At 46.6% G+C, this 13,462-nt stretch carries 9 protein-coding genes; all 9 read right to left on the reverse strand.

What is annotated here, in order from left to right:
- Positions 1 to 94 precede the first annotated feature (94 nt).
- Positions 95 to 2,503 (reverse strand): GH36-type glycosyl hydrolase domain-containing protein, encoded by a 2,409-nt coding sequence (locus tag R7Q41_RS11880; protein WP_005380050.1) that lies wholly within the window; start codon positions 2,501 to 2,503, stop codon positions 95 to 97.
- 84 nt (positions 2,504 to 2,587) lie between these two features.
- On the reverse strand, positions 2,588 to 4,507 hold the full coding sequence (locus R7Q41_RS11885; protein WP_005380048.1) for a beta-N-acetylhexosaminidase: 1,920 nt from the start codon (positions 4,505 to 4,507) through the stop codon (positions 2,588 to 2,590).
- A gap of 8 nt (positions 4,508 to 4,515) precedes the next feature.
- Entirely contained in the window at positions 4,516 to 5,406 is an 891-nt protein-coding gene (locus tag R7Q41_RS11890; RefSeq protein ID WP_017635903.1) for an N-acetylglucosamine kinase, read from the reverse strand.
- Between the two features lie 2 nt (positions 5,407 to 5,408).
- The gene (locus tag R7Q41_RS11895) at positions 5,409 to 7,148 is read right to left on the reverse strand and encodes a glycoside hydrolase family 9 protein (RefSeq protein ID WP_017635902.1); all 1,740 of its coding nucleotides are present in this window, start codon (positions 7,146 to 7,148) and stop codon (positions 5,409 to 5,411) included.
- Between the two features lie 63 nt (positions 7,149 to 7,211).
- Positions 7,212 to 8,207 carry an ABC transporter ATP-binding protein gene (locus tag R7Q41_RS11900; RefSeq protein ID WP_005380041.1) on the reverse strand — a complete coding sequence of 332 codons (996 nt, stop codon included), beginning with the start codon at positions 8,205 to 8,207 and terminating at the stop codon, positions 7,212 to 7,214.
- Between the two features lie 47 nt (positions 8,208 to 8,254).
- The gene (locus R7Q41_RS11905; protein WP_005386550.1) at positions 8,255 to 9,238 is read right to left on the reverse strand and encodes an ABC transporter ATP-binding protein; all 984 of its coding nucleotides are present in this window, start codon (positions 9,236 to 9,238) and stop codon (positions 8,255 to 8,257) included.
- 2 nt (positions 9,239 to 9,240) lie between these two features.
- The gene (locus R7Q41_RS11910) at positions 9,241 to 10,266 is read right to left on the reverse strand and encodes an ABC transporter permease (RefSeq protein WP_054730004.1); all 1,026 of its coding nucleotides are present in this window, start codon (positions 10,264 to 10,266) and stop codon (positions 9,241 to 9,243) included.
- Between the two features lie 2 nt (positions 10,267 to 10,268).
- Positions 10,269 to 11,255 carry an ABC transporter permease gene (locus R7Q41_RS11915; protein ID WP_005380038.1) on the reverse strand — a complete coding sequence of 329 codons (987 nt, stop codon included), beginning with the start codon at positions 11,253 to 11,255 and terminating at the stop codon, positions 10,269 to 10,271.
- 170 nt (positions 11,256 to 11,425) lie between these two features.
- Entirely contained in the window at positions 11,426 to 13,108 is a 1,683-nt protein-coding gene (locus R7Q41_RS11920) for an ABC transporter substrate-binding protein (protein ID WP_005380037.1), read from the reverse strand.
- Between the last annotated feature and the right edge of the window lie 354 nt (positions 13,109 to 13,462).

Here is a 13,462-nt window from a genome sequence, read left to right on the forward strand (position 1 = left end):
CGCGTCTTAAATCTTTGCTAGCGAACCGATGCACTTGTAAAACATAAATGCACCGGATAAATCAAAAGGGGAGAAGGACTCCCCCAAAAGATGATTAACCTAGAGTAACGATAACTTCGTTTACTGAACCTTCCGCTTGAACTGGTACAGATGCACCATTTACAGCTTCACCGTTCACGGTAATCGACTTAACGCCTTTGCTTACTGAGTCTGGGTTAACGACTTTGATGTTGTACGTTGCTCCTAGCCATTGGCGAGTCACTTCGAAACCAGGCCAGTTCGTTGGGATACATGGATCGATAGTTAGGCCATCGAAGCCTGTACGCACACCAAGAATAAAGTTGGTAACAGCGAAGTAAGCCCAGCCTGACGTACCTGTTAACCATGGGTGGTTTGCACGACCGTGGTCTTGGTGGTCACGACCCATGATGAACTGAACGTATGAGTATGGTTCTGCAATACGTTTTTCGATGATGTCGTTCTGGTTGTATGGGTTTAGCGCATCGTAGAACTTCATTGCACGATCACCACGACCCAGTTTCGCTTCAGCTACCCAAGCCCATGGGTTTGGATGCGAGAATATCGCACCGTTCTCTTTTACGCCTTGGTAAACACGAGTTACGAAGCCGATATCATCATTCGGTGTTGCAAAAGATGGTGAGTTTAGGTGGAGGCCGTATTCAGAGAATAGGTTCTCATCGACAGCGTCCATCGCTTTTTCGCCGCGCTCTTGAGATACCGCACCAGAAAGTACCGCAAGTGTGTTTGACTCTAGGTGTACACGACCTTCTTTTTGTTGCGCTGTACCGATCTTTTCGCCGTTTTTCGTTAGACCACGGATATACCAGCCGCCTTCTTCGTCCCAAAGGTGTGTTTCACACGCTTCACGCACGTTTGCTGCCATCTCGGTGTATTTTTCAACGTCGGCTTCCTTACCTAGGTATTTCGCTAGGTCGATGAACTCCTGCAGTGCCCAGAAATGTAGGAACGACACCATTGAAGATTCGCCGCCACCTAGGTTCAGACAGTCGTTCCAGTCTGCACGCAGACCTTTACAGATACCGGTTTGACCTACGTATTCAGCCGAGAAGTCTAGCGCGGCTTTCATGTGGTCATAAACCGTTGCATCGCCACCGTCGGCGTAAGGGATCACTTCGTCGAAGAAGCTGTGCTCACCGGTTTCCATCACGTACTTACAGATGGTTGGAACTAGCCATAGGTGATCATCAGAACAGGTGTCTTCGATGCCGTGAATTTTGTCTTCATCAGAAGGTGTTGGAACTACGGTTGGAGATTTAGATGGTTTAACATCCGCTTTTTCTGGATCAAACCAATCTGGATCGAATAGGTGTAGACCGTAGCCCGCTTTTACTTGGCCGCGCAGTAGGTCAACGATACGTTTGCGCGTCATTGCTGGGTTAGCGTGAGGAACTGAGATTGCATCTTGCGCTGTATCGCGGTAACCAAGACCAGTACGGCCTCCCACCTCGATGAATGAAGCAAAGCGAGACCACACCACACACGTTTCCGCTTGGTATAACGTCCAAGCGTTGATCATGGTATCTAGACCTTCGTTTGGTGATTTCACTTGGAACTTGCCACAACGCTCATCCCAGTGTGCTTTGATACCCGCAAATGCGTTGTCGACTTCTGCAAGGTCTTGGTACTTAGCACGCAGACGCTCTCCGTTGCCTTTACCGATACCGAGAATGTAAGCAAAGCGAACTTCTTCACCCGGCTGAATAGTAAATTGCTTATGCAAAGAGCCACAGTGGTTGTAACAAGTTTGCGCTGTATTGAAACACTTACCTTGTTCTACCGCTAACGGGTTTGCTTCGTCACGGTATAGGCCTAGGAAGCTGTCACGTTGGCCGTCGTATGAATCTGGGGCAAATGTTGAAGCTAGGTAGTAGAAGCCTTCGAAATCGTTGGTGTTGTAGTACAGGTCGTACTCTATCACGCCTTCGTTGTAAGCCGTACCTGCCGAGTACAGAGACATCTGATGGTTTTGGTTATCAGATTGAATGTGGCTGAATGAGAACTCAACAAATGAGAATGCACTGATCGTACGTGGTTTGTCAGAGGTGTTTTTAATCACTACATCCCAGATTTCAGCGTCTTCGCCTTTTGGCACGAACAGAGTTTTTGTTGCGGTAATACCGCTGTATTCACATTTGAACTTAGAGTAAGACAAGCCGTGACGAACTTCGTAGTTTGCTTCGTCTAGGCTCTTCGCAACTGGTTGCCAAGAGATTGACCAGTAATCACCTGTCTCATCATCACGCAAGTAAACGTAGTGTCCTGGGCGATCGAATGTCGCATTTGGACGGAATTTAGTAACACGGTTGTATTCTGGAGAGTTGTAGAACGAGTAGCCACCCGCGTTGTGCGAGATAACCGTACAGAACTTCTCAGTACCTAGGTAGTTGGTCCATGGTGCTGGTACGTCAGGGCGAGTGATGACGTATTCGCGATTCTCGTTATCGAAATAGCCGTATTTCATTTGTGTCTTTCCTTTTTACGAAGCTGCATCAGCAGCCAAAATTTAAAAACTCTTCAAGCGTGATGTTTCGACATCAGTTTTGTATTACTTCCACGGTTTACGGTAATTCACTCCCTGCAAATCAAGCAGAGGTAGATGGCCTTTCAAGCGTGATAAATAGTCGGTCCAATCTCGGTGTTGTTTGTCTGTCCAACATGCTTCTGCCATTGCAGTTAAACGAGGGAAGATCATGTAGTCCATGCGAGGTTGGTTATTGATAATTTCGCACCATAATGCTGTTTGAATGCCCCAAATGCGCTTACGTATTGGGTCGTCAGCAGGCACTTCAGCGAGCGGCTCGTAGTTGTAAGCTTTTTCTAGTGGCAGTGGGTTTGCCCAGTCCACGCCCGGTTCTTCAGGTGCGTAGTCTTGGGTCATATCTAGGTAAGTGGTTTGTGCTGGTTGCAGCACCACATCAAAGCCTTGGCGAGCACAGTTCAAGGCCGCTTCTTCGCTTAGCCATGAGTAGATCACCGTATCTTTACTGACTTTGTCGCCGTGTTGAGCTTCTTCCCAGCCCAGCATGCGTTTGCCCAATTTACGAAGTTTGTCTTCGGCATAACGCAAGAAGTGTCCTTGCAAATCTTTGTAGTCGCTGTAACCCAGTTGTTCCATTAGTGCTTGGCATGCTGGGCTTTTTGACCATACGCCGTTAGGTACTTCGTCGGCACCAATATGAACGTAAGGCGCAGGAAAAAGCGCAGAGACTTCTTCTAGCACTTTGTCGATAAATTCATAGCTCCCCGGCAGAGCTGGGTTAATGACGTTGTCGTTGTAATGCTGAATACTGCGGTATTCGGTGGTATCTTCCGCTTCTACCAATAGGTGTGGTAACGACTTGATGGCGGCTCGGCAATGACCAGGTACATCAATTTCAGGAATGATGGTGATGCCGCGTTGCGATGCAAATTCGATAACGTCTTTGATGTCTTCTTGTGTGTAGAAGCCGCCGTAACGTTCATCAAAGTGCGTGTACTGTGGTTCATTGATCTCATCCAATCCGCGCCAAGCACCAATATCGGTCAGTTGAGGCAGTGATTTGATTTCAATTCGCCACCCCTCATCGTCGGTAAGATGCCAATGGAACGTATTGAACTTGTAATGAGCCAGTTGGTTGATCAAGCGTTTGACTTGCTTAACGGAGTGAAAATGACGAGCACAATCCAGCATCATACCGCGGTAACGAAAACGTGGCCTGTCCTTGATTGAACAGCAAACTACTTCCATTGAGTTAGGTTGATCGCCAACTTTGATTAGTTGTAATAACGTTGCACAAGCATGGGTAAAACCAGACGAAGATCCTGCTTCAATTTTGATTGACTCTTCGGCTACTTTCAGTTTGTAAGCGCCTTCATCCAAGGTTGGGTTGCCTTTGAAGATGATCTGACTGCCATTGTCTGATGCGAACTCAAATTGGTGAATGCGCTTAAGCTCATCAAGTAGCCATTCTTTAGCTGAATTGGCCAGGCTTGAATAAACCGCGACGCCAGCATGATGATCAAAGCTAAAATAGTGATCGCTGACCTCAATATGGTTTGGTTTTGGCAGCAAGGGCTGTGCATGGGTTAAACTTGCCGGAATCTCACTGCGTTCACGGTATGGTGAAGCTAATACGATAGGCGTGACATCCACTTGTGCGCGCTGTGGGTTTCCATCAACGACAAAGTTGATCATCGCTTCGTTAAAGCCATCCGAGTAATAACGGAATGGGTTCGAACCAATACTGAATTCACAGTAATAGTGATGGTTGGCAGCCAGTACCACCCCTTCTGGCTTAAGTGTGCAAAAACTACCAATTTGAGTCAGTTGACCATTTGAAACGCTGTCTGGAAGAATGTAACGATCGAAAGCGAAAGTTAAGCTCCAGCTGTTTAGGTCTTGGTCGCTCAAGTTATGAAAGGTGAGGCCAAAGCGGCAGTTTTGTTTCTGCTCAGAAAGGACCACGAGATCAACACGATATTCCATATCTACTCCTACGCCGCACTGAGCGAGTAAAGGTTATGTTCTGGTTTGCCAGCAAACATAATTGCGCCTTCAATCGCGTCAAACTGTGGCTCAACAATCCATTGCTGAACTGGTGGTGAGAGCCAACGTAAAATGCGTTCAGCAATGCTACCCATTAAACAAATACGTGTTGCGCCGCGCTTGTTTAATGCCACGAGAAACATTTCTATATCCGCTGCGGTTTGCTTCAGTATTTCAATGGCCAGTGCATCGCCTTGTTCCGCATGTTGGAAAATAGCCGGAGAAAACTGCCCATAATCACGAGGAAGCGCCTGTTTTGACCACGCCACCACGTTGTCGACCTCATTTTCGAAATGCGTCATAAAGTGTTGTGCTAGGGGCGTTTTTTCTCTGATGCCATCTTCAGCTAACAAAACTTGCTGAACTAGGCGTAGCCCCATCACTGCGCCGCCACCTTGATCCGAAATAGGGAACTCACGACCACCGACAACGTGTTGCTCCAATCCTTTAAGGTAGATGCCACAAGAACCGGTTCCCGCAATCATGATTGCGCCATCTTCGCCATTGTGCGCACCAACGCACGCACCGTAAGCATCGGTATTCAGAGTTATACTGGCAAATGGATGAGGAAGAGACATGAAGGCTTGCCAAGATGCTTTGTGCTCTGCGCCAGCAAGGGCTAAGCCGACGTGCATCGACGCGAAATCTTGTTGTGTTAGACCGCCTTGCTCGGTAGCCGAAGTGATGGATTCAAGAATCGAAGCCATTGCTATTTCAGCACCTAGCATGATGTTGGCACTGCCGCTTTTGGCCTCGCCAAGAAAATTACCTTGTGAATCTTTAATCCTGGCTCGACATGACGTGCCGCCACCATCGATACCGACAAAATACATTCCCATGATTATTCTTCCTTCATATTTTTAGAGGTCGCCAACTGAGAAACATGCTGAGCTTGACTCATTATCGCGAGTAAGTACCAAGCGCCATGCGGGATCCATTGTTCGCCCCAGCGCCAGTTTTGTAACACGTCTTCTTTTTGTGCTGGTGGGTTAAATGCAATGTCTTCCTCGTCTTCAAAGCCGCCAGTGATTCCGTTACACACGCCACCTTTTGCGTTGAAGAAACCATATTGAGGGAGGTAATCAGGGTTGTTACGACCATGGCCATCTAGCATGCACATGTCGTATGGGTTTAAGCCTACAACCCAGTTCAATGCATCTTGAGCAAACACAGAAAGTTGTTGCTGTACTTCTTGCGACGCTATATGCGGTTGAGCAAGGTACGCCATGGTCGCGAGTGAGCCCAGTCGAGCATTCTCGCCTTGCCACCAATAGCCGGATTCATTGTTGTGTGCGACAAAAAATGCCTCGCGTTTTGACTCATTTACGCCTTTAACATATTGGCGAGGGTAACCGAATGGGTTGATCACTTTATTCGATATTGTGATCTCAAACTCACACGCTAGGTTGACGATACGTTTTACCGATTCCGCTCGTGCTGAGTCGTCTTCAATTGATAGATATTCGCATAGGGCAATAACTGGTAGACCAGCTTCGGCTGCGTGAAAATATGGACGGCTGCCGTCTTGGTTTGCTGACCAAAAGTGTTGAATCTGCTCGTCGCTCATTTGGCGTGCAACTAAACGTTGCGCCCACAAACGGCTCTCTTCCAAGTAGCGAGTTTCTTTGGTTGCTTTAAACAGTTCTACACAAGCCAGTAGCGCACAGTATTCGTCGATAATGTTTTCTTCCCCATCATTGAGGTACTGCGTATTGTGCTCTTTTAAGTGCCAGTAACCATTTTCGGCAGCGTTGCGGTATTTTTGTTGATCGTATTCACCGTGAACACTTAAACGCGACGCTGCCGCTAGCGCTGCAATGGCGACACCGCCACCTTGTCGAAAGCCTGCTTGATAGTCGTCAAATTTGTGACCAAGTTGAGTTTCGTACGCGCAAATCTCGCGTTGCGCAGTATCTTTGCTCCACTTGTCAAAGACCGTCATGTAGAAAAAGCCTTTTTCGTTTTGCATACGCACAAGAAAGTCTGCACCGAACAGGGCTTCTTCAATCAGACGTGTACGTGTGAAAGCTGCAATGTCTTCGCTTCCTTCAAGCAATGAAACCCCTTTTAGGATGTTCCAAACCACCATTGGGGTTTGTTGAGGATTCAAATAATTCGCGTATGAAAGGTGACTTAAATACTTGCTAACGTCTCCTGATGCGTCGTACCAGCCGCCGTGTACATCAACCTTTTTATTGGAGTTTAGTACTGGAAGTTGTCGATCTTGTTTATCGAAGATCCCGCCGCAACGTTGCGATTTGAAGTAGTGGATCACATCTGACAAAGTTTGATCCAACAGAATGTGTTCGCCAACGATGAAAGAGGAAGAGCGCGTATCTTCTACTTGCAAGAAATAGTCACCTGACGTTGTGAAAGAGGAAAAGTCGATGAGGTAGAAATAGCCCTGATGCCAGTTCGCCACTTTACCTTGTTCTTCAACCGCAAAAGTTGCCACGGTTTGCTCGCTAGTGGCACAAATCAATTGAGCAGTGTAAGAAGACAAGTGTGGTTGTTCGGTCTGGATAATGGCTTTCTTTGGGCCCAGACGTTCATAACCAATGTGGTTAGTCAGTAGCAGCATTCAATGTCTCCGGGAAACGATAAAAACAGGAATGGGTCAGGCTGAACCTGACCCTCGTTATGATTAATCTTCAAATAAGTAACAGCGGACAAAGTGGTTGTCGGACAGTTGAGTGACGCCCGGTAGTCGTTCGCGACATTTGTCGGTAGCGTGTACACAACGTCCAGCAAATGGACAGCCGACAGATTCTGGTGTCCAAAGTGGGATTTCCCCTTTGTTGCCTTTCAGTTTCTCGTGAATAGACTTCGATGGATCTGGAACCGCAGATACCAACAGTTGCGTATATGGGTGTTGAGGATCGTGAATGATTTCTTCAGTATCGCCCCATTCAACCATGTGACCTACGTACATGACCGCGAGATCTTCAGCAATGTAACGCGCTGTTGCGATGTCGTGAGTGATGTAAAGCAGAGACATTTGTTTCTCGAACTTCATCTCTTCCATCAAGTTCAGAACACCGGCACGGATTGATACATCGAGCATCGATGTTGGCTCATCCGCCAATACCACTTCAGCACCAACTGCGATGTTACGAGCTAGGTTTACACGTTGACGCTGACCGCCAGATAGCTGGTGCGGGAACTTTTGCGCCGTTTCTTTTGGTGGAATAAGACCAACTTGTTCAAGTAGGTCGTACACACGCTCTTCCAGTTCTTTCTTGTTGCCCGGTGCTACTTTCTTATGAATCAGCAGCGGGCGCGCAATATGGTGGAAGATATTGTGCGTTGGGTTTAGCGAGCCAAACGGGTCTTGCCACACCATTTGTACACCTTCACGGTAGGTCATTAAATCGTGACGAGAGGTGATGTCTTGGATATCACGACCTTTGTACTCAATGATGCCATCGGTTGGTGCGTACATTTTTGCAATCATTTTTGCAGTAGTAGACTTACCTGAACCAGATTCACCTACCACTGACAAGCCGCGGCTCTTGTACATTTTGAAAGAGACGTCGTTGATTGCGCGCATCTTAGATTGTTTGATTGAGTTACTGTTTAAAGGGAAGTCCTTAACGACATTTTTACCCTCAATCAGCAGTTCGCCGAATTGTTTGCTCATAATTCTCTCCAGTGTAATTTTTGTTCTTAGCTAGCGTTTTTTTGTTGTTAAACCTTAGCTTGAGCAATGGTGTCGCCGTACAAATGGCAATTTGAGAGGCGACCTGGTTCAATTTGACGTAATTGGGTTGGTACACGTGTACATGCTTCATGTACGCGGTCGCAACGAGCTTGGAAGCGGCAGCCTTGTGGAACTTCTAGCAAGTTCAACGGGTTACCTGGAATACCAGTCAATTTGGTCTTTGGTCCAGTTAGTGGAGGGAAAGAGCTACCCAAACCTTTGGTGTAAGGGTGGTAAGGACTTTCCAGAATTTGCTTAGAAGGCGCGACTTCAATCAACTCACCTGAGTACATGATGCCGATACGATCCGAGAACTCGACCATCAATGACAAGTCATGTGTGATGAATAGAATTGAGAAACCAAACTCTTCTTTAAGCGCGTAAATTTTTTGTAGAATTTCACGTTGAACCACTACATCCAATGCGGTAGTCGGTTCGTCCATGATGATCATTTTTGGGTTCAGAGCCAAAGCGATTGCGATTACTAGACGTTGACGCATACCACCAGAGAACTGGTGCGGGTAATCACTCAATCGGCTAGGGTGGATATCAACGATTTCCAGCAGACCTTCAGCGCGTGTTTTTGCTTGAGCGCGAGTCATATTGGTATGACGCATGATGACGTCACAGAACTGCTCTTCCATGGTTAGAACAGGGTTCAAAGCGTTCATCGCACTCTGGAATACCATCGACATTTCACTCCAGCGGAACGCTTGCATGCGATCATCGCTGTACTGAAGGATATCTTCACCGTTGAAGATAACCTCACCACCTGTGATAAACGCTGGCGGCTTATGAAGGCGCATTAGTGAGAAGGCAACAGTGGATTTACCACAGCCAGATTCACCAGCCAGACCGAATACTTCACCTGGTGCAATGTCGAAGCTCACGTTGTTACAGGCGCGGACATCGCCCGCGTCTGTGATGTAGTCTACGCATAGGTTACGGATGGAAATTAGTGGTGCAGTCATGATTATTTATCTCCGCTCCATAGTGCATTTTGTGGTGCCAGTTCAGGCTCACGTTCTTTCTTGTCTTTTGCAGCTAGTTTTTTCCAGCGTTTCATGCCTTTGTGAGAACGAAGTTGAGGGTTCGCAATTTCGTCAACGGCAAAGTTCAACAGAGCAAGACCAGTAACCAGTAGTGTTAGGGCAATACAAGGTGCTAGTACTTCCCACCATGCGCCAATCAGCATGGCTGATGAGGTTTGCACGTTGTAAAGCATGATGCCCCAACTGATCGTGTTGGCATCACCCAAACCTAGGAACGAAATGACCGCTTCAGTGTTGATCGCCAGCATTACTGAGCCAATGAAGCTCGCACCGACAATTGGGATAAGGTTTGGTAAAATCTCAACGAAGATGATGCGGAATGAAGACTCTCCCAATACTTCGGCAGCTTTAACGAACTCTTTCTCGCGTAGTGCCATAGTTTGAGAGCGGACAACACGTGCACCCCATGCCCAAGAAGTACCAGCGATAATCAAGGCAATGGTGAGTGGGCCTGCTTCACCGATAAAGGCCGCCAACACGAATAGCAATGGATACTGCGGAATTACTAACATGATGTTCATCGCGGCACTCAATACGTCATCCACTTTGCCGCCGAAGTAACCTGCCGATATACCAATGACTGTTGCTAAGAAGCACACGATGATGCCAGCGCCAAAGCCTACACCCAGTGATACTCGTGCACCGTAAGCCACTTGCGACCAGATATCGCGACCCATTCGGCTAGTACCTAATACGTGGTCGGCCTTTTTAGACATAATCAGCGTACGACGATCGTCTGCTAGGTTTTTAGCGACCCAACCATCAGGATTGTTTTGTGCCTGTTTTACAACAAAGCTTGGGTATTCGTGTGGGTTACCGGTTCGCTTGTCTGGCGCATGCTTTGTAAGTAAAGGAGCGGCGATCGCAACGAATACGAATACGGTAACAATACCAAGACCGATTCGAGCGAATGCGTTACCTAAAATAAGTTTGAATAGTTCTTTCATGATTATTTGCCTCCCGTACGTAGGCGAGGGTCTAGAATCATGTACAGCATGTCAGCCATTAAGTTGAAGCACAGCATGAACATCGTCATGATAATTAACTGACCTTGAAGTACTTGGTAGTCACGAGCGTGAATTGCGTTAAGTAGCACGGTGCCTAAACCTGGGTAGTTGAAAATCATCTCGATGATCAATTGACCACCAATGGCCATACCCAAAGACATAGACAGTGCGGTAACACTTGGAAGTAGTGCGTTACGTGCGGCGTAATTAAAGACGACGCGGTTTTCACTCAGCCCTTTACCTTTAGCCATCGTGATGTAGTCTTCGGCGAGAAGGTTGATCATGTTGTTACGCATGTTAACTAGGAAGCCACCAATTTGAACGATGGTTGCACAGAATAGAGGTAGTACAGCGTGGTAACCCACGTTCTTGATGAACTCCCAGCTTGTCCAATCAGGAATAGTACCTGGCGTGTAAGCATAGCCAGATGGGAACCATTTCAGGCCAATCGCAAAGGTAAACAGCGCTAACATTGCGATAACCATTTGTGGAATAGCTTGAATGATCAATGTGCCAGGCGTTACGAATGCATCGTACTTACTCCCGCGCTTCCAGGCGGCAAAAATACCAAGGACAGAAGCGATGGAGAAAGAAAGTACAACCGCAGTACCAGCTAGAAATAGTGACCAGCCAAATGCACTACCTAGTAAAGAATTAACTGAAAGTGGGTAGAACTGGATTGAGGTGCCCAATTCCCAACTTAGAATGTTTTTAATGTACGAGAAGTACTGAATGTAAATTGGCCCATCAACGAAACCGAGCAGTTCTTTCATTGCTGCGATTCGTTCTGGAGTCACCTGTACTGAAGCATTAGCAAACATCATGGTAACTGGGTCACCAGGCATTGCTCGCGGAATAATAAAGTTTAACGTCGCTGCAACTAAGAGCGCGACAAGATAGAACGACAAACGTCTTAAAAAATAACCCATAACTCACACCTTACTCACCCAGATTTTTTCCCTGTTTCTGGTTTCAGGTCGCTCCTAGCGAAACTTAGAGCGAAAAATCCCCTGACGACGAGCGCCACATATTGGTTTCGTTAACAAGGGATTTTTATAGGCGGCACACGGGATGTATGCCGCTTGAAATGAACTTCTACTTATTTAACTGGTTTTAGGTCCAGTACGTGAAGTAGACGCTCTGGGATACCTGCCCAAATGTTTGGACGGCCCTTAGGGTTTTCTTCGTTCCACCAACCAGTGAAGCGAGTTGTGTTGTATTGGTACATGTACGCGCCAGATAGCACAGGAATAGTTACTTGGTCCTGAGCAATGATCTTCTGAATGCCATGAGCGATCTCTAGCTGTTCTTGCTTATCTGCTGTCTTGTAGAAGCTGTTAAGAAGACCGTCTAGCTTATCGTTCTTGTAGAAGTGCATTGCAAAGCGAGGCATGCCGTCACCAGCTTGTAGCTTCGAGTTGTAGCCACTATCCCAGTACAAGTGTGGATCTGCACCGTGGAAGTAGTTGGTGTAAGCAACGTCGTAAGTACCTTCTAGCATTGCTTGGTTGTATACCGAGAAGTCCGGTGTACGAGCACGAGCTTTAATGCCCACTTCTGCTAGTTGCTCAACGGCTAGTTGTACTGTGTTGTTGAAGTCAGTCCAACCGTTTGGTGATTGAATTAGAAGCTCGAAAGACTTGCCAGATGGTGTATCCACAAAGCCATCTTTGTTTACATCTTTGAAGCCAGCTTTAGCTAGAAGCTTTTTCGCACCTTCCGCGTTGTATGTGTTGTAGCCTTTGTACTTGTTGTGCGTCTCTTCATCAGACCAAGCTTCGAATGCGTAGCCAAGGCCAGATGCGAAGTCGTTCACTGTACCGCCGCCGTAGAAAGCGATATCAATAATAGTTTGACGGTCTAGCGCCATAGAGAACGCACGACGGAAGTCAACGTTAGTTAGCGCTTCGTTTTTCGCAGCGTCTGGGTTTTTGAAGTTCACTACAAATGCTTGAGTACCCGCTGGTGGGTACCAGTAGTGGTGATTCGGACTTGCTGCAGCGTACGTACGGTCGATGTCTGGTACGAATGAAGACGTCCAGTCCATTTCGCCGTTAACGATTTTGCCCAAGAATTGGTCGTTGTTCGCGATTTGCGGCACACGCAGACAGTCTACATCTAGGTTGTCTGCATCCCAATAATTCGGGTTCTCACACTGGATATATAGCTGCGGTGTGAAAGTGTCGATTTCGGTAAATGGACCACTGCCTACTGGATTTTCGTTTGTGAATGTTGCTGGATCTTTTACTTTGCTCCATACGTGCTTAGGTACGACGGGTACTTTCGCAATTTCGTAAGGAACGTTTGAGTTTGCTTCGCTTAGACGGAATTTAACTTGGTAGTCGTTAACTTTTTCTACGCCAGTCACCCAAGAGTTGATACCAGATTGGTCTAGCTCTGGCTTCTCTTTAACTAGGTTGAAAGAGTAAACAACATCATCAGCGGTAAACGCTTTGCCATCAGACCATTTTACGCCCTTACGGATATCGAAGGTTACGCTCATCAGGTCATCAGCCATGGTAAAGTTTTCTGCTAGACGAAATACAGGCGTATTACCGTGCATTTCGTTAAAAACAACGAGCGGCTCGTAAATAAAGTCGGTTGTTGTGTGCAGGTTAGTTGCACCCAAGAAAGGGTTAAAGTTACGAACGAAAGTTGTAAACTCTTTAGGGTGGATAGTCAGTTCACTGCGTTCAGCCGCAGTAGCTACCGATGCAAAACCTGTAGTAGCCGTTGCAATAATTGCTGTTGCTAGTGCTGTTTTTTTAATATTGGCAAGCATAGCTGTTCCTTACTATTTGCTTTCATTTCACTAAATGGAATTGAATGTCATCAATTGATAAACACTCTCTAAGACCTACCTCTTGTACATGCCTTACTCATTACAACATTGAGTTTCGCCAAGAGTGGCCTGTAGGCCTTAGGCAGGAGTAAGAAAACACCTTATCCATAAAATAATCAAACTTGATTCCCGTTAAAAACGTTAAAATCTCTGAGCTCTCCGTTATAAACGTTATTTTGGCTAATTTTAACCAGCATTGGGCCAAAAAATAAACGTTGATATGCGTCGCAGTTTATATCCTTGTTAATAATGAATGTTGGTGATTACTAACCTGTTGGTCCTTTTTAAATATAC

The organism is Vibrio sp. 2096, assembly GCF_033339595.1.
GTDB classification, from domain to species: Bacteria; Pseudomonadota; Gammaproteobacteria; order Enterobacterales; family Vibrionaceae; genus Vibrio; species Vibrio alginolyticus.